19 protein-coding genes are annotated in these 18,342 nt (G+C 33.1%); 14 read left to right on the top strand and 5 right to left on the bottom strand.

Translation table 11 applies throughout. The annotated features are described in order from the left end of the window. Positions 1 to 82 precede the first annotated feature (82 nt). From MHH69_RS16815 to MHH69_RS16790, 6 genes are all read left to right on the top strand, one after another. Complete coding sequence (locus MHH69_RS16815) at positions 83 to 367, top strand: late competence development ComFB family protein (RefSeq protein WP_122973690.1); 285 nt, start codon at positions 83 to 85, stop codon at positions 365 to 367. A 166-nt stretch (positions 368 to 533) separates the two neighbouring features. Beyond that, positions 534 to 941, top strand: coding sequence for a transcriptional regulator MntR (gene mntR, locus MHH69_RS16810; RefSeq protein ID WP_122973691.1), 408 nt, complete (start codon positions 534 to 536; stop codon positions 939 to 941). 44 nt (positions 942 to 985) lie between these two features. After that, complete coding sequence (locus MHH69_RS16805; RefSeq protein ID WP_341362792.1) at positions 986 to 1,840, top strand: CvfB family protein; 855 nt, start codon at positions 986 to 988, stop codon at positions 1,838 to 1,840. A gap of 271 nt (positions 1,841 to 2,111) precedes the next feature. After that, entirely contained in the window at positions 2,112 to 2,975 is an 864-nt protein-coding gene (locus MHH69_RS16800) for a DUF1002 domain-containing protein (protein ID WP_341362992.1), read from the top strand. A gap of 89 nt (positions 2,976 to 3,064) precedes the next feature. Next, positions 3,065 to 3,346 (top strand): GNAT family N-acetyltransferase, encoded by a 282-nt coding sequence (locus MHH69_RS16795; protein ID WP_122973693.1) that lies wholly within the window; start codon positions 3,065 to 3,067, stop codon positions 3,344 to 3,346. Positions 3,347 to 3,765: 419 nt separating this feature from the next. After that, positions 3,766 to 4,071: a hypothetical protein gene (locus MHH69_RS16790; RefSeq protein WP_341362791.1), complete on the top strand. Its 306-nt coding sequence runs from the start codon at positions 3,766 to 3,768 to the stop codon at positions 4,069 to 4,071. A gap of 57 nt (positions 4,072 to 4,128) precedes the next feature. On the opposite strand, the gene MHH69_RS16785 is transcribed toward MHH69_RS16790, so the two are convergent. Both MHH69_RS16785 and MHH69_RS16780 read right to left on the bottom strand, forming a co-directional pair. After that, positions 4,129 to 5,649 carry a succinate CoA transferase gene (locus tag MHH69_RS16785; RefSeq protein ID WP_341362790.1) on the bottom strand — a complete coding sequence of 507 codons (1,521 nt, stop codon included), beginning with the start codon at positions 5,647 to 5,649 and terminating at the stop codon, positions 4,129 to 4,131. A gap of 295 nt (positions 5,650 to 5,944) precedes the next feature. Further along, entirely contained in the window at positions 5,945 to 6,595 is a 651-nt protein-coding gene (locus MHH69_RS16780; protein WP_122972937.1) for a LytTR family DNA-binding domain-containing protein, read from the bottom strand. Positions 6,596 to 7,098: 503 nt separating this feature from the next. Here MHH69_RS16780 and MHH69_RS16775 point away from each other — a divergent pair. From MHH69_RS16775 to MHH69_RS16765, 3 genes are all read left to right on the top strand, one after another. Then, complete coding sequence (locus MHH69_RS16775; protein ID WP_122972911.1) at positions 7,099 to 7,893, top strand: helix-turn-helix transcriptional regulator; 795 nt, start codon at positions 7,099 to 7,101, stop codon at positions 7,891 to 7,893. A 141-nt stretch (positions 7,894 to 8,034) separates the two neighbouring features. Further along, positions 8,035 to 8,787: a membrane protein insertase YidC gene (gene yidC / locus MHH69_RS16770; protein WP_341362789.1), complete on the top strand. Its 753-nt coding sequence runs from the start codon at positions 8,035 to 8,037 to the stop codon at positions 8,785 to 8,787. Positions 8,788 to 8,979: 192 nt separating this feature from the next. Then, complete coding sequence (locus tag MHH69_RS16765) at positions 8,980 to 9,810, top strand: M15 family metallopeptidase (protein WP_341362788.1); 831 nt, start codon at positions 8,980 to 8,982, stop codon at positions 9,808 to 9,810. A 28-nt stretch (positions 9,811 to 9,838) separates the two neighbouring features. Here MHH69_RS16765 and cls read toward each other — a convergent pair whose 3' ends face one another. Continuing rightward, complete coding sequence (gene cls / locus MHH69_RS16760; RefSeq protein WP_122972914.1) at positions 9,839 to 11,293, bottom strand: cardiolipin synthase; 1,455 nt, start codon at positions 11,291 to 11,293, stop codon at positions 9,839 to 9,841. 77 nt (positions 11,294 to 11,370) lie between these two features. After that, on the bottom strand, positions 11,371 to 12,162 hold the full coding sequence (locus MHH69_RS16755) for a YwqG family protein (RefSeq protein WP_122972915.1): 792 nt from the start codon (positions 12,160 to 12,162) through the stop codon (positions 11,371 to 11,373). 440 nt (positions 12,163 to 12,602) lie between these two features. Here MHH69_RS16755 and MHH69_RS16750 point away from each other — a divergent pair, with 440 nt between their 5' ends. After that, positions 12,603 to 12,734: an Lmo0850 family protein gene (locus tag MHH69_RS16750; RefSeq protein WP_263604146.1), complete on the top strand. Its 132-nt coding sequence runs from the start codon at positions 12,603 to 12,605 to the stop codon at positions 12,732 to 12,734. A 71-nt stretch (positions 12,735 to 12,805) separates the two neighbouring features. Here MHH69_RS16750 and MHH69_RS16745 read toward each other — a convergent pair whose 3' ends face one another. After that, the gene (locus MHH69_RS16745) at positions 12,806 to 13,993 is read right to left on the bottom strand and encodes an FtsW/RodA/SpoVE family cell cycle protein (protein ID WP_341362787.1); all 1,188 of its coding nucleotides are present in this window, start codon (positions 13,991 to 13,993) and stop codon (positions 12,806 to 12,808) included. 195 nt (positions 13,994 to 14,188) lie between these two features. Here MHH69_RS16745 and MHH69_RS16740 point away from each other — a divergent pair, with 195 nt between their 5' ends. From MHH69_RS16740 to MHH69_RS16725, 4 genes are all read left to right on the top strand, one after another. Further along, a complete protein-coding gene (locus MHH69_RS16740; protein ID WP_122972917.1) occupies positions 14,189 to 14,938 on the top strand; it encodes a hypothetical protein in 750 nt (249 codons plus the stop codon). 149 nt (positions 14,939 to 15,087) lie between these two features. Beyond that, a complete protein-coding gene (locus MHH69_RS16735; RefSeq protein ID WP_122972918.1) occupies positions 15,088 to 16,161 on the top strand; it encodes a D-alanine--D-alanine ligase in 1,074 nt (357 codons plus the stop codon). 11 nt (positions 16,162 to 16,172) lie between these two features. Beyond that, the gene (locus MHH69_RS16730) at positions 16,173 to 17,537 is read left to right on the top strand and encodes a UDP-N-acetylmuramoyl-tripeptide--D-alanyl-D-alanine ligase (RefSeq protein WP_122972919.1); all 1,365 of its coding nucleotides are present in this window, start codon (positions 16,173 to 16,175) and stop codon (positions 17,535 to 17,537) included. Positions 17,538 to 17,633: 96 nt separating this feature from the next. Continuing rightward, entirely contained in the window at positions 17,634 to 18,329 is a 696-nt protein-coding gene (locus tag MHH69_RS16725) for an alpha/beta hydrolase (RefSeq protein ID WP_122972920.1), read from the top strand. Positions 18,330 to 18,342: the final 13 nt, after the last annotated feature.

Below are 18,342 nucleotides of genomic sequence, written 5' to 3'. Positions count from 1 at the left end.
CATTCAAAAAACATCAGTTACTATTAATGAGTAATGTTTTGAAGCGATTTGTAAATAATAAAGGGTGGTAGAAGAAAGGTCTATGACAAAGCCGATATTAGTAAACGTCACAGAAGAAATTGTACAGGGCCTTGTTAGATTTATATTACACGGATCGGAATATCAAACATTTTGTCATTGCGAATTTTGCCAAATGGATATTGCGGCCGATGTTCTAAATCATTTGCCAACAGTATATGTATCAACGAGCACAGCTAGAGAAGAGGCGTTTCAATTATTAAAAACTCCTGAAAAAATGGAACGAATTAATAAACAAATTATATTATCGGTCCATAATGTTGGTAAAAGACCTCACCATAAAATTTAGCATGTCCAATTTGTCTAATAAGGCTTATTGGGCATTTTTGGCTTATATAGTGAAAGTATTTAGTAGTATTTTCAATAATATAACTGTCTATTATAGTTTTAAAGTTACCTTTTTAGATAGGTTGTAGTAAAATGAAACTGATATTTTGAAAGTGAGGAGACTTGTTATGCCAACACCTAGTATGGAGGATCATATCGAGCAAATTTATTTGTTAATTGAAAGTAAAGGATATGCGAGGGTGTCTGACATAGCTGAAGCATTATCTGTTCTTCCTTCCTCAGTTACAAAAATGGTACAAAAATTAGATAAAGACGGTTATTTAGTATACGAAAAGTATAGAGGGCTTACACTAACAACGAAGGGTGAAAAGCTAGGGAAACGTTTAGTAAAAAGACATGAGTTGCTAGAACAGTTTTTACGACTAATTGGCGTAGATGAGGAACATATATATGAAGATGTGGAAGGGATTGAACACCATTTAAGTTGGAATTCAATCGACCGCATTGCTGATTTAGTACAACTATTGGACGAAGATGAACAGTTAGTTAAAAGGTTAGAAGAAATGAAAGAATAATAAAGCAATTAAAGACTTTTGGTATGTGGAAAGGAAAGACGAAATTGAACGAATTAAAATCAGGTCAAGTCACGGAATTAACCGTACTAGAAGAGCAAGGTTCCAAATGGATATTAACGGATGGTCATATTGAAATTCCTTTAAATAGCTCTGAAGTACAAAGTCCTTTAAGTATTGGCGAACGTTTAAAAGTTTTCCTTTATGCAGATCGTCGAGGTAATTTACAGGCGACAACAGCCATTCCAACTATCTTACAAGGTGAATACGGTTGGGCCCGTGTCATTAAAGTGACAAAGGAAGGGGCTTTTGTTGATATCGGATCATCTAGAGAAGTTCTAGTAAAAGCAGAAGACTTACCTCCTATTGACAATTTATGGCCAGAAGTAGGCGATCATTTATTTTTAACTCTTCGTACAGATCGAAATGGCGATTTATTTGGGCGGTTAGTAACAGAGGAAAAAGTAAATGAGCTTTATGAAGGCGCATTTGACGAAATGCATAATAAAAATATAAAAGCCCGTCCTTATCGTTTATTGCCTGTAGGTTCATTTTTACTTGGGATAGACGCTCCTTATCGAATTTTCGTACATAATACGGAAATGGAAGCTGAACCAAGACTTGGTCAAGAATTAGAAGTACGCATCATTGCGGTAAAGGAGGATGGTTCTTTAAACGGTTCCATGCTACCTCGCAAACATGAAAGACTTGGTAAAGATGCAGAAAAAATTTACGACTATTTACAAAGTGTAGGAGGGAAAATGCCCTTCGGAGATAAATCGACGCCTGAAGAAATTACAGAAATGTTCCATATGAGTAAAGGAGCATTTAAAAGAGCACTTGGTTCTTTAATGAAAGCAGGCAAAGTAAAACAACAAGACGGTTGGACAGAAATGATGTAAAACGAACATGTATGCTGTGACGAAAACGAATTGTCACAGCATATTTATTAAAGGGAAAAAAACTTAGCATATTTAATAACTTCAAAACTAGAATAATATAATGGATGGTCATCACAGAAAGGGAGATTAGGTTTACTTTGGAACCTTTTACGTTCTCTAACGTACTAATTGGAGAACAATCCATTTTTATATGATGATTGTTTTGAAAGGGGATATGAAAGTGAAACAAAAGTGGTTATCTATAGTAGCGGTATTTACGTTGTTTGTAACGATGATTGTTCCAACGAATGTCTTTGCTGCTGCGAATAACAGTCAAAATGCGATTAATGAAAAATTAGGTGTTCCCATTGTAGTTTATGGAGCAAATTTATCGGAAGATGAAAAAGCGTTAGTAAAAGAAGCATTACAAGTTGATAAAGATCCAGAGGTAGATGAAATAACCGTTTCTGGTGAGGACTTAGTGAAATATATTAGTGATAGCAACCCAAGTTCTAGAATGTATTCCTCCGCAAAAATTACACGGGAAGATGAAGGGAAAGGGTTAGTTATTAGCATTGTTACACCGGATAATATAACTGAAGTAACTTCAGAGATGTATGCCAATGCAATGCTTACAGCAGGTATTGAAGATGCAACAGTGGAAATTGCTGCACCAAAACCGGTTACGGGCCATTCCGCATTAGTGGGAATTTATAAAGCATATGAAGTGAAAACTGGGGAAACATTAGATACAGAACGTACAGATGTTGCAAACGATGAGTTATCAGTAGCGACGGAAATTGCAGAGAATGCCAATATTAGCGATGAGAAAATCGCTGAATTGTTAACAGGTATTAAACAACAAATTGCTGAATTAAACCCTACTACAAAAGAAGAAGTAGAACAAATTGTAAAAGACCAATTAGCAGCTCTAAATATTGAGTTGAGCGAACAAGACCGTCAGTTACTAGTGGATTTAATGGATCGCATTAGTAAACTAGATATCGATTTCTCTAAACTATCCGATCAATTATCTGATTTAACTACTAAATTTGAGGAAAAGTTTGGTGAATTGATGCAAGATGAAGGATTTTGGGATGGTGTGAAAAACTTCTTTAATAATCTAATTGATACGGTTTCTTCTTGGTTTAAATAGTGGCTTGAAGAAAACTATTGAAATGAAAGCGAAAATATTACAAAATTCCCTCAACTATGTTATATTTTTAGCGAATGGGAGGGATGAAAATGGATTTTAAATTAGCAGAAAGAAGTCCAAAACATTTTGCTTTTGAGTATGAACAAGAAGGGGAAAAGTTAGCAGAAATTGAGTGGACGGAGCATGATAACATTATGGATATGAACCATACGTACGTATCTGATGTGCTACGTGGTCAAGGGGTTGCCAAAAAATTGCTCGATAAGGCTGCTGACTATGCTAGAGAAAATAATTTAAAAATGAATGCCATTTGTTCTTATGTTGTAGCGGCTTTCGAAAAAAGCGACGCTTATAATGATGTAAAGGCATAATCATAAGGGTGTCAATAAGTAGAGTTTATACTTATTGACGCCCTTTTTTTAAAAGTTAATACACATTGGTGAAAGTATAGATGAAAAAAGTTAAAACAGTGGAAACAATGAAAATAGAGCTGATTTCTTTCCAGTCATAAGTAATATCTTGAAAATTCATCATAAATTCCTCCTTTAATCACGATTCATTTTTATCGGTTTTAGAGTAAATTTGTTATTTCACTAAAAAGTAGGAGTGCTGTTATTGAATAGTGCAAGATATTTTAGGGTGAATTAATAGAATTGTTATATATAAATATTCAAATGTTTTCAAGAATATTCATATATTTATATAAATTTTATTAAGTCATTTATAAATAGTTTTAAAAAAGTAAAATTGGGGAAAAGTATAGCATAACAAAAAACAGGAGGGATAATAAATGGCAAAATTAAGAGGAAAAGGTTTTGTAATTTCGGCATTAGTAGCTGGGGCAGCTTCGTTTTTAAGTAAAAAGGAAAATCGTGATAAAACGATGAAATTCATTAATAATATGAAAAACCAGGCAAGTTCTCTTCTAGGTTCTAAACAATTGAATGGACAAACTGGTCAATCGTTAAAGGAGATTGCAGAAACACCAGCAAGTGCTAATACAACAAAAATTCGAGAAAATAACTTTATTGGAGAAGGTGGAGGTCAAACAGCCCTTGCCTATTATAATGAAAGTGATCAAAAACCAGTACATTAATTAAGAACGGAAAAAGGGTAGTTTCACTCTTTGGAGTGAAACTACCCTTTATTTATATTATGCGTTTGTTGTTTCTTTTTTCATTGTTTTATTTTTAGCAAGGTTTACATGCCAAGAAAGTGCTTCCTCTAAAATATGAGGAGTTTGTGCATTACCAGTAGCTTCTACAGCACGGTTGTAATAATCCCATAATTGTTCTTTGAAATCAGGGTGTGCACAGTTTTCAATAATTAAAGCTGCACGTTCCTTTGGAGCTAGTCCACGTAGGTCAGCAATACCTTGTTCAGTTACGATTACGTCAACGTCATGTTCTGTATGGTCTACGTGAGATACCATAGGAACGATAGATGAAATTGCTCCGCCTTTTGCATAAGATTTTGTTACGAAAATGCCTAGACGAGCGTTACGAGCAAAGTCACCAGAACCACCGATACCGTTCATCATTTTTGTACCGCTAACATGTGTAGAGTTTACATTTCCGTAAATATCTAATTCTAGTGCAGTATTAATAGAAATTAATCCGAGACGACGGATTACTTCTGGGTGGTTTGAAATCTCTTGTGGACGTAAAACTAATTTATCAGCATATTTTTCAAGGTTGCCGTAGACTTTTTTCTGTAATTCTTCAGAAATTGTAATCGATGTTGCGGCTGCGAAGCTTACTTTACCAGCATCGATTAAGTTAAATACTGCATCTTGAAGTACTTCAGATGCTACAACTAAGTCTTCGAATTCAGAGTCTGCAAAGCCATCTAATACTGCGTTTGCTACAGAACCAACACCAGATTGTAATGGCATTAATTTATTTGTTAAACGACCAGCTTTAATTTCAGAACGGAAGAAATCTAATAAAATGTTAGCCATTGTTTGAGTTTCTTCGTCTGGTGGTACGATTAATGAAGGAGCATCAGGCTCTTCAGAAATAACAATTGCTTTAATTTTCGCAGGATCAACTTTGATACCGATTTCACCAATGCGTGTTTTAGCATCTGTCATTGGAATTGGTTCACGTTGTCCTTGTGGTGCAGGAACATAAATATCGTGAATTCCGATAAGGCTCTCTGGGTGAGAGATGTTTAATTCAACAATGATATTTTCTGCATACTCAGCAAATACAGGTGAGTTACCTACAGAAGTTGTAGGAATAATTAATCCATCTTCAGTAATCGCAGCAGCTTCCACAATTAAATATTTAATAGGGCCAATAATACCTTGGCGAACTAATTCAGCATTATGAGATAGGTGAGCATCTACATATAAAACATCACCAGAGTTAATTTTGTTACGAATACCTGGGTCTGCAATGAAAGGTCCACGTTTACGAATAACCCCTTCTTCTGCTAAATACTTATCTACTTCTGGACCAAGAGATGCACCAGTGTAAATGTCAATTTTGAATTTTTCATTTTTAGCACGTTCTACTAATGCCATTGGTACAACTTTTGCATCTCCAGCACGGGTAAAACCACTCATTGCAACTACATCGCCATCAGAAATAAGTTTTGCAGCTTCTTCAGCAGATACGACGTTATTTGCTAATTGTTTTAATCCTAAACGTTTCTCAACTCTTGGATCCATATTAAAAATCCTCCCCTAAATAGATATGTTAGTCATAAAAAAAGAAAATTTTGTAAAATTTTCTGTACATTTAGTTGAGTAATTACTCAATTTGTATAAATAATAATAACACCAAAATGTCACAAATTCTTCAAAAAACGCATGAAAGTGCTTAAAAAACGATTAATAGAGAAAAAAATGTAATTTTCGATAAAAATCGAGCTTTAACAGACAAAAATGCCGAATTTTGCATTGTATAAAAATACAAAACACCCTTTGAAGATGTCAAAGGGTGTTGTAAATCAAATTTTTACTTTTAAAATCCTAATGAACGACGGAAATAACTTGCATATCGTTGGCTTACAGGGATTCTTGTTCCGTCTTTCATAATCAATAGGAAAGTGGAATGGGAATCCGGTTGGATTTCATCAATATAATCGATATTTACAATGTAAGATCTATGGCAGCGTATAAATGAATCTTGAGCTAGGAACAGTTCAAGGTCACTTAAATTTAAACGGTGGTATCCTTCGCGGTTCATTGTTTTTACAAATGTTTTACGCAATTGTGTTTCAAGATAAATTACTTGGTTGTGTTTAATTGGATACCAACAATCGTCAATTTTAATTGTAATATAGTTTGTTAAAAATGGTGATGGCTTTTGAGGGAAGATAGCTGTAATGGCACCCTTTGTTTCTCCTTCCTCAATTAAAGGAATACTCATCCCATAATAAGGAACTCCGAATACATCAGGCTCGATATAAGTATTGATTTTTTGGCCATATGTAAGAGCTTTATGAGCTGCAGATCCTTCTTTTACTGGGTCACCAGGTTTAATTTTTAAATCTATTTTCTTACTAGGTTGATAATACAAATATTCATTTGTATCCGACACTGCAATTGACGTATTTTCTGGGAAGAAATCTTTAATAATATCCATGATCTCTTCAATTTGTTTTGGATCCACTTTATGACACCTCATTTTTGTATACATTTTACTATAATATAACATATATTTTACTACATATTTAAATAATTGAAATAGAGAAGATTGTGGAATAAATAAGGATTTTTCAGTAACAAAAAATTTCATATTGTTATTCTGTCTCTTTTTAAATTTTTTAGAATAAAATTGTGTAATTTAATAAGAAATTAACTATAGTATTTCTTCTATAGAACAATTCATTACTAGTTTTTAACAAAAAATTGAGTTGAAAAAATATGAAATTATGGTAATATTCACTTTAGTTAAACATATTTAATTCTTTATTCTCATTTATCTTATAATATAAATGAAATTTATAGCATAATCTACTCAATAAGTAACAAGGTATGATTACATAGCGAAAAGTATTAATAAAATTCTATTCTATTTTGAAGATATAATTTTTATTTCTCACTTTTTTGATGATGCTTATAAATTGGAAATTAATTATGCATTTTGCATTCTGAAGAAAGATGGGGTATTCTATGCAGCTACATCAACATTCAATAACTGAAACAATTTCTAAAAGGTACTTTCAAGAAATTGACAGTATAAATCAATATAACGGGATTGAAGATTTCTTTAATATTGAATCTAAGCTGTTATTTGAAGTCTTTCACTTAGAGTCGGCAAAAGCAAAAAAATCTTTACATGAAATGATCGATATACTTTCGATACGATTTGGCAGGCAAGTAATCAAAATTGTTCGGAATTACTTTATTGTTCTTTCATCAATCGTTGCACGTAAATTATTGGATAATCAAGTTCCTTCAAGAAAAGCCTTTGCCTTTAATTTAGCTTGTGCAGATATGATTGAAAATAAAATGAAGGATGCTGAATTTCTACAATTTGCAGATGATTTAATTGATTTTTATGTTCATTTTATTGCAGATCGTAAACAACCAACATTCCGACATCAAACAGTTAATAAAGTGATTATGTACATAAATGATGAACTCGAAAATGATTTAACAGTTGAGAGTATTGCGCAAAAATTCCATATTAGTACGAGTCATTTATCGCGTATTTTTAGAGAACATGTTGGAATAACTTTAGTTGAATATTTAAATGTTAGAAGAGTAGAAGAATCCCAATATTATTTGCGACATACAAATAAAAGTATTACTTCGATCTCCGAGCAATTCCACTTCTGTAACCAAAGTTATTTTACAAGAATCTTTAAAAAGTACACCGGTGTTACTCCGAAGCATTTCCGAGATGAATTGCATCATGAATTTTATCGATTTGAAATACCAGAAGTAGAGCTGGAAAAAGTATAAAATGAACTAGATACAGTTGGCAAATATATTGCCAACTGTATTTCACTTTAATGGTAATTTAATAATATGAGCTGTAATTTGATATTCATATTCTTAATACTGTATACTTCAAATTAGCTAAACTTAATAGTAGGTGGAAAAATGAAAAAATTGAAACTTATTTCAATGCTAGGCCTTTTGTTAATGGTGCTAACAGGATGCCAAGCGGTTGAAAATCAGGAAGGCTTCTTTTATAGCACTTTTGTTAGACCGATGAACTGGTTACTAGAATTTTTAGGAAATGATTTATTTAACGGTAGCTACGGTTTAGCCATTATCGCAATTACGATTGTAATTCGATTGATTTTGATGCCTTTCATGTTGAAAAACTATCGTCAACAATCAAAAATGAAATCTAAAATGGATATCGTAAAACCGAAAATGGAAGAGATCCAAGAAAGATTAAAAGCGGCCCAAACTAAAGAAGAACAAATGGCTATACAACAAGAAATGTTAGCGCTATATCGTGAAAATGGTATTAATCCGTTAAATATGGGTTGCTTACCAATTATTATTCAAATGCCAATTATTACGGGATTATACTTTGCAATTCTTTATTCACAAGATGTAAAGGTTCATGAGTTCCTTTGGTTTAGTTTAGGCTCGCCTGATATTTTAATGACGGCTATTGCGGGTATCGTTTACTTTATCCAAGCGAAAGTATCCCTATGGACGGTTCCTGAATCACAAAAAGCTCAAATGAAATTGATGATTTATATTTCTCCGATTATGATTGTATTTATTTCATTCTCTTCAATGGCTGCATTACCTTTATATTGGTCAGTCAGTGGTTTAATATTAATTATTCAAACATATATCGGCAGAAAATTTTATTCTGAACATCCAGCTAAATAAATTGTAGAGTTAAAACCGAGGAGTTTATCCTCGGTTTTTCTATTATGGAAGGAAAAAATATTTTATTAAAAGGTAAATTTCGTGTTTCTTTTCTTTTTAAAAAACGTCATAAAGAACTAGATAAATTGTAAAGTCAAAATGCAAGAACAGTGCTAAAATAGAAGCATTGTAGAGGAAAGAGGCAAATCCAAAATGAAACGTTCAATTTATGTAAACAAAAAGAAAAACGATAAAAAGAAATATATATGGATAGGTGTTAGTAGCGCCATTGTCCTTATTGTAATAGTTGGTGCAATAATCTTAGTAAAACAATACCCGCAATTAATAGAAACGAAACCAAACACTACGGATATAGCGAAAGAAAAAACGGAGCAACTCGAACAACCGGTTCAAGAAGAAATTGAACCACCAAAACAAACTGAAGTAACAGAAGAACCTGCAAAACAACAAGAGCAACCTTTAGAGAATGGTGGCTATATAGAAGGTCAAACTTTACCAACGGAGCCTACGTATGTTGATGGGGTATTAATCGCCAATAAAAAATACCCGTTACCAGCTGATTTTGCGCCTGGTGAAAATAAAGAGGCACGTGCAGCTTTTGAAAAAATGGCGGCCGATGCAAAAACTGCCGGTTTTGAACTAAATGCTTTTAGTACGTACCGTTCATATGAATACCAAGAAGTTTTGTACAATAATTATGTTAGTCGTGACGGAAAAGAAAATGCAGACCGTTACAGCGCAAGACCTGGTTATTCTGAGCATCAAACTGGTTTAGCCTTTGATATTGGTGAAAAAGGGAAAGAAGATTTATGGTTAACAGCGGAATTTGGTGAATCGGAAGCGGGTAAATGGTTAGTGGAAAACGCCCATAAATATGGATTTATATTACGTTATCCAAAGGGAAAAGAAGCAATTACGGGTTATATGTATGAATCGTGGCATTTTCGTTATTTAGGTGTGGAACTAGCAACAAAAGTGAAAGAATCCAATTTAACTTTAGAAGAATATTTAGGCATTCAATAGAAAAGGATGACGCTTATGCGTCATCCTTTTAAAGTATAGGTGAAAGTAATCGAGAAATGGATTCTTTAAATTTAATAAAATTAGACCGATTTTCATATTTTTCTAATGTTAGTTCTGTGCAATCCAATATATCTTTTTCGAAAATCTCTGCTATTTCATGAGAAATAGGGCGATTATAAATAAAGGCATTCACTTCAAAATTCAAACTAAAGCTACGTACATCAATATTCGCCGTACCAACAGTTGAAACTTCATCATCGATGACAATCATTTTGGCATGGATGAACCCTTTCTCATAAATGAAGACTTTTGCTCCAGCTCTTAATAATTTCCCTACATAAGAATAAGTCGCCCAGTAAACAAACATATGATCAGGTTTGTTTGGAATCATAATTCTAACATCAATTCCAGATAATGCGGCAATTTCAATTGCATTTAGGAAACTATTATCAGGTATGAAATAAGGAGTTTGTATATAAATGTACCGTTTTGCACTCATTAACAATTTTAAATAGCCATTTTTAATAGCTGGCCATTCTGTATCTGGTCCGCTGGATACAATTTGCATTGCAACATCGCCTTTTTTCGGAATGGCAGGAAAGTACCTTTCAGAATAGACAATGTTGTTATTACTCGCTTGGTTCCAATCAAGTAAAAAACGAGTTTGTAATGGATGGACTGAACTCCCTTCAATTCTTAAATGGGTATCACGCCAGTAGCCAAACTTTTTATTTAATCCTAAATATTCATCCCCTACATTAAAACCGCCTATATATCCGACACGCCCATCAATAATCACGATTTTTCGGTGATTACGAAAATTTAATCTAGGATTAATAAGAGGAAGGATGGAAGGGAAAAATACTTCTATTTCTCCTCCTAATTCTATTAGCTCTTTAAAATGTCGTTTCTTAACCCCACGAGAGCCCATTTCATCATAAAGAATACGTACTTTTATACCTTGTTGAGCTTTCTTTTTTAGCGCAGTAATAATTCGGCTTCCTAAATGGTCCAGTTTAAAAATGTAGTATTGAATATGGATATGGTCTTTCGCATTTAATATATCTTCAATTAATGCTTCAAACTTTTTTTCACCGTCATCAAAAATTTCAATATGATTATCTTGCGTTAAAACCGAATCGCTCGTTTTTAAATTCATATGAATTAAACTTTTATGTTTACCGACTTCCTCGGTATGAAAGTCTAATGTGTTTTCTTCCAAAGCCTCTATTTGATAGGTGATTAACTTATCGATTCCAATATCTTTTTGTCCTTCCCATCGAAATAAATGTTTTTTGCGCATTTGTCTTCCAAGAGATAAATACAAAATAAACCCAACTAAAGGAAGGAAAAATAGTACAAGAATCCATGCCCAAGTAGAAGTCGGGTCTCTTCGTTCTAAAAAGATAACTGTGATTGCCAAGATAATATTTAAAATAAGAATAATCGGAATAACAGTTATGGTATTAAAAAAAATACTCATATGACTGCACCTACTTTATATTTAGTCACAGTAATTATAACTTAATTATCTATCGAATTGTAACAAATGAAATATTGTTAATATTGCTCCATTACAAAATAGATGGAAGAAAAGTCGGAATTTTGTAACTTTTTATCGTTAATAAAAAACTTGAATACTCCTGTGTCTCCAATCATAATTCCGTGTTCATCATTTGAAACAACTTGAAGTAATACAGTATTAAACTTTTCTAGTAACGGTGATCCTCTTCTTGTATCCGATTCAATAAAATATGGATAACCTCCTATTTTATGATCGGCAGCTAAAAATTGTTTCAAATAAATATCTTCTAAAGTAGGGTCATCAATGTTAAAAGGATCAGATAATTGGAAATAATGTTCCCGTCGATAATCTGTTGCAGATACGGGTTCAACTATTTGTTTATAGGATAACCCCATTTCTTGTTGAATTGGAAAGTGCTCTATTAATTCTAAATAGGTGAAATCTTTTACTAAGTTCGAATCCGAAAGAAGTGAAGGAAAGTAACGTACTTTAAAATCTTGTTGAAAAAGAAGTTCAACTTTCTTTTCAGTCCAATAACAAAATTTTTTAGAAATAAAAATTTGCAGCAATCCGAAATTTGGAAATGGAAATTGAGGGGGCATTTCTGAAAAATTAATTTGGGCTAATAACAACATATAATCTCCATCAGAATCTTTAGGATGGAGGTATGACTTTGGCATATAGGGGTATCCTGCCAATTTACTTGTTGTAAATGAAGGATTGGAATGTTTAGGAGTAATAATTGTGGCATTTTTTACGGAGGATTCAATTTTATCTCGAAAACATTCTAATTGGTGCGGTAATTCAATAAAAGTTCGAGTTGCCACTTTAATCCCCCAAAATTTATCGTACTTGAATTATAAATATAAAAGCATTTTTCACATCTTTTCTTAAATTAAACATACGTTTTAAAATAATATTAAGAAAACAATGCGCATAGTAATATACGCACCATTTTTATGAAATATGCAGGAAAATTTTTTTATTTAAAGAATCTACTAAAAGTTTTGTTAGCATATTGGTTTAAAATAAGGAATTTTTGGTTAAATTAACATTAACGAACGAATAAAATGTTTCAAAAATGGAATATAAATTTAAAGGTAATTCAGTTGACAATTTACAAGCTGTAACAAAATTGAAAAATATATTTTGTAGGAAACATGTTATGATGGACTTAAATAATGACGTTAAACCTTTTAGTAGTTGAAACTTTTTTACAGTTTAGAACGTTAATGATAATATAATTGGAAGGTTAGGTGGAAAAAGTATGACAAAGGAAGTAGACTTAAAAAAAATCGTATCGAATTTATCTAAATTAGGTGTTACTGCAACAGTTACAAAGTCGCGTCTTGAATTACTTAAAGTATTAACACCACCAACTCAATCTCCACAAGTATAAAAATTATTAAATCTAGTATAAAACAAAAATTCCCGACTTTTTTAAGTCGGGAATTTTTGTTTTATAAACTTTTAATCATCATCATTGGCTGCAAACATGTATGTTCGGTAATGAAATTTCATACTAAATACTAAACCAATGGCGAGGGCGTTCCCCATTAACGAACTACCTCCATAACTTAAGAATGGCAGTGGAATACCTGTAATTGGTAAAAGTTGGATAGTCATACCGATATTTTCGAATACGTGGAAAGTAATCATAGCAATAATTCCTGCACAAACATAAGTGCAGAAAGGGTCTTTTAACGTTAACGTTGTTTTCGTTAAATGATAAATTAATAAGAAATATAAACAAATAACAAAACTTGCGCCAAGGAATCCCCATTCTTCACCGATGACGGTGAAAATGAAATCGGTATGGCTTTCCGCAACATAAACTTCCCTGTCCATATATCCTTTACCGAAAATTTCGCCTGAACCAATAGCATTTAATGAAGTGATGAGATGATAACCAGAATCCGATGAATAAGAATAAGGGTCTAACCAAGAATAAATACGTGCAAATTGATATGGTTGTAATCCGAATTTATCCTCGAGAAAGTCTTGCATATATAGAGCCATCCATAGCAAAGCTCCACCGACGGAAACGCCAGCAACAAAAACTGGTAGTATGATTTTCCACGAAATCCCTGCAACAATAATTAACGCTGCTGTTATTGCTAAAAATACAAGGGCAGAACCTAAGTCAGGTTGAGTCATAATAAAAGCTAACGGAATAAATAAAGTAATAGCAATTTTTCCTAAAAGTATGAAATCCGTTTTAATCGTTTTCATTGAATACTTTTCATTGTGATGGCTAATTAACTTCGCCATTGCCAGTATATAAAAAGTCTTCATAAATTCAGATGGTTGAATATTACCGATTGGTAAGTGATACCAACTCTTTGCTCCGTTAATTCTTTCTCCTAATTGACCAGGGCCTTCGGGTAAGAAGACAAGTATGAGCAAAAGAAATATACCAAATCCATATAAGTACCAAGACATTTTTTTATATTGATCTGGTTCAAAGTACATAACGAACGCTACAATAAATGCTCCAATGACATACCATTGTAGCTGTTTAATTACGAAGTTTGTCGCCCCATATTGACCTGTAGTTTGAGCAGATGAAATGGCTAACAAACTAATAATTAGAAAGCCAAAAAGTATAAAAGCAAGCTTCCAATCGAATCGGCCTGCAAAATTTCGATTATTTTCCATTTTTTCCACCTAATTAATCTTAAGATTATTCATAAAGCCCTTTTAACATTTGCCTATTTTACTTTACCATATAAATGATTAAAAGGGGACTTCCTATTATATCTAAAGTTGTGACGAAAAAGGGATGAAAATGTTTCAAATTTAAAGATTACATCATATAATAGCTATTGAGCGAATTATTGGGAGAGTGATCGTATGGCAAAAAAACAAAAGACTGCTGAAGACTTTATTCACCATTTATTTATACATATGAATGATGTCGATCATTTTGTAATATACAGTGGTTTATCATTAAAGCAGTTTGTAAACGCGGTCGATCCAATTCCGAATTTATTATTATTAAAACATTCTTACGAAGACAGCTCATTCAACATGAATACACAATTTGATTTTGTACCATTAGAAGATTTACATGATTTTGTAAAAAAATCGGCTGATAGTGATATAGATTTATGTTGGGTTGACTTTGCGAATGAAAAGGGGCTAAATCAACTTACACCGACTGAACAAGCTGAACTGCTATATATAAGTCATAAAAAAGAACCGATTCACTCGGCATTCTTTTCGAAATTGCAAAATCGCTACGTGTATTATTCATCTGAAAACGATAAATTAACGAAAGTTTATTTCCGTTATTTAAATGACTCAGAATTTATCGTTTCCAATTTATTTAATCAGTTAATTAAGGAAAAAGAAGTGAATGGAAGTTTCTGGCGTAGAAAATCAAAAGATGCCATTCCAGCTTTAGATCCCGTCGTTTTAAAGGCTTATCGTCCTTTTGTGAAAGAGGGAGCTTTGCTATCCCTTTATAAGATGGAAAAACCAAATAACAGCTACGGTATTGAAATTCGTACTCTTTCTGACTATGATTATCCAGATGAAGTGTGGGATGATTTGCACGTAATATTAAAACAAAACTACGATGAACTAATTAAAATCACTTAAACTTTCTGTCATAGCACCTTTTTTGACAGGGAGTTTTTTTAACTTATTTGTGAAAGAGCTGTAATATAAAATTGATAAAATGAAGTTGTTTATTTTGTTCATAAGATTTCATGGTAAACTAGAACTACTCAATATTTGGAGGTCAAAAAATGAAAAAGCGCGTTGGTTTATTATATGGAGGAAAATCTGCTGAGCATGAAGTGTCTTTATTAACAGCGACAGCAGTTTCAAAAGCTATAGATTATGGAAAATATGAAGTACATCCGATTTTTATTACCTTGGATGGACAATGGCTTAGAGGACCTCAATTAACACAACCGGTTGAATCAATCGAACAATTACAATTTAAAAGGGAAGTAAATTCGCCCAATGATATTACAGAATTTATTTTAGATAAAAATGCAAAAGCCGATTTTGATGTAATCTTTCCATTATTGCATGGAACAAATGGGGAAGACGGAACGGTTCAAGGTTTATTAGAAGTATTAAATTTCCCTTATGTAGGTAATGGTGTTTTAGCTTCTGCTGCTGGTATGGATAAAGTAGTCATGAAGCAATTATTTAGTGTAGCTGGTTTAAAACAAGTACCATATGTTTATTTCATCCGAAAAGAGTGGGATGACAATCAAAAGGCGATCATAGAAAAATGTGAAAATGAGTTAACATGGCCTATGTTCGTTAAACCTGCTAATTTAGGTTCAAGCGTAGGGATAAGTAAAGCTTCAAATGGAGAACAATTAGTAAAAGCAATTGAATTTGCGCTTCTGTATGACCGTAAAGTAATTGTGGAACAAGGTATTGAGGCCCGAGAAGTGGAAATGGGTGTGTTAGGCCATAATGACCCGAAAGTATCAGTTCCAGGTGAAATAAAACCGGTAACAGAGTTTTATGATTATGACTCTAAATATAAGGACGATTCAACTGAGTTAATCATTCCTGCCAAAATACCTTCAACTGTAGAAGTGTCGATGAGAAAAATGGCAGTTGATGCATTTAAAATTTTAGATTGTTCAGGACTAGTACGTGCCGATTTCTTCGTTACAGAAAATGATGAAGTATACATTAATGAAGTTAATACAATGCCTGGTTTTACACCTGTTAGTATGTATCCGCTTTTATGGCAACATACCGGTGTACCTTACCCTCAATTAATCGATACGTTAATTGAGCTAGGACTTGAACGTTATACAGAAAAACAACAATTACAATACAATCGAGATTAGAGTGATAAACGATGAAAAGAACGATAAAAGAAATTGCTGATTGGTTATCAATTGATTCTGTAGATTTTGTTGAAACAGTAGTGACAGGGGTTTCAATCGACACACGCACCATTTCACAAGGGGATTTATTTATTCCCTTTCGTGGTGAATCGGTAAATGGACATAAGTTTGTCGAGCAAGCCTTTGAAAAGGGTGCAGCTGCATCCCTATGGTTAAAGGACGAACCAAATCCTCCAAAAGATAAACCAATTTTATTTGTGGATGATGCAGAACTTGCATTACAACAAATGGCGCGGGCATATCGAAACCAACATAGAGGGAAATTTATCGGTGTCACAGGATCAAATGGAAAAACTTCCTCTAAAGATATTTTAGCAAGTATGTTAACACCTTTTTATAAAGTTCAAAAAACGATTGGTAATTTCAATAATCAATTAGGATTACCAATTACCTTATTAAACTTGGATGAAGATACTGAAATCGCTGTTTTAGAAATGGGAATGAGCGGTTTTGGCGAAATTGAATTTTTAACGAAGATGGCAAAACCTCATTTCGCTATTATTACGAATATTGGGGAAGCCCATATGCAAGACTTAGGTTCCCGTGAAGGAATTGCGCAAGCAAAGTTTGAAATTATCCAAGGATTAGATCGTGAGGGCATTTTATTTTATGATGGGGATGAGCCTTTGCTGCAACATTTAGTAAATAAAGAGACTCATCTACAGTCAAAATCCTTTGGCTTCCAAAGTTCAAACGATTTAGTTGCCACTTCCATTGAAACTACAGAAAAGGGCAGTCGTTTTACAGTTCGTGGCGAATTAAACGGTGAGTTTTTCATTCCAGTACTAGGTAAGCATCAAGTGAAAAATACATTAAATGCGATGCTTGTAGGAAAAGCGATTGGGCTACATGAAGAACAAATTCGTCAAGGATTAGCACAAGTTACTTTGACAGATATGCGAATGCAATTAGTTCCAACTGAAAAGGGAATAATATTTATTAATGATGCTTACAATGCTGCACCAACTTCTATGACAGCAGCTATCCAGTTCGTTCAAACGACTTCCATAAGGGAAGATAAATGGCTTGTTCTAGGGGATATGCTGGAATTAGGAGAAAATGAAAAGCAGTTCCATGAGCAGATCGCATCGGTTATTGATGAATCAAAAATTTCTAGAGTTTGTTTATTTGGCTCACGTATGAAATGGCTTTATGAACAACTGAAAGGCAAGTTTGCAGAAGCAAACTTATTGTATACAAACGATGATTATGAAAAAATTGTCCAGTATATCAATCAATATGCTGATGATCAATCGTTAATTTTATTAAAAGGTTCCCGTGGTATGAAATTAGAGACGATTTTAAAATCCTTTTAGTCACATTAAAAAAGATGTTTATTAAGCCATTTATTGGTTTAGTGACATCTTTTTTAGTATTGTCAATGTATGTAGAGTTATGTGGAGGGACTATGAATGAAAATCGGTGTTCTAATGTTACATGGTTTTTCAGGTGGACCATACGAAATTGAGCCCCTTGCAAAATATATAGAAAACAATACGAATTGGATAATCGAAAAGCCAACTTTTATGGGACATGGTAACAGTCTCTCATTGAAAGGTTACAAAGCGGAGCATTGGCTAATGGATGCTGAAATTGCCTATCGCCAACTAGCGAAGAAAGTAGATGAAATTTATATTGTTGGGTTTTCCATGGGCGGTATGATTGCCCTTTATTTAGCAACGAGATATAAAGTGAAAAAGCTTGTTTTATTAAGTGCGGCTGCAAAATATGTTGCCCATAGTCAGCTGTTGAAGGATATACGATTAATGGCAAGAGAGGCAATGTATGGGCAATTAAAAGATAACGAATTATTTAATCGATATAAGAACAAAATAAAAAATGTACCTGTTAGTGCAACTTTTCAATTTATGAAAATTGTTCGTGAAGTAAAGTTATACATGCATAGAATTGATGTACCTACCTTTATCGCTCAAGGTCGATTAGATGGTATAGTTCCTTATGCAACAGCACAACTGTTATATGATCAACTTCCTTCAAAGGAAAAACAAATTTATTTCTCACCAAAAGGGAAGCATCACATTTGTTATAGTGATGATTGTGACTTATGGTTTCCTAAAGTCATCAATTTTTCACAAGGAAAAGTATAAATTACGAATATTA

It is taken from the genome of Ureibacillus sp. FSL E2-3493, from assembly GCF_038077515.1.
Classification (GTDB): Bacteria; Bacillota; Bacilli; order Bacillales_A; family Planococcaceae; genus Ureibacillus; species Ureibacillus halotolerans.
This window is presented reverse-complemented; position numbering and strand designations above follow the sequence as displayed.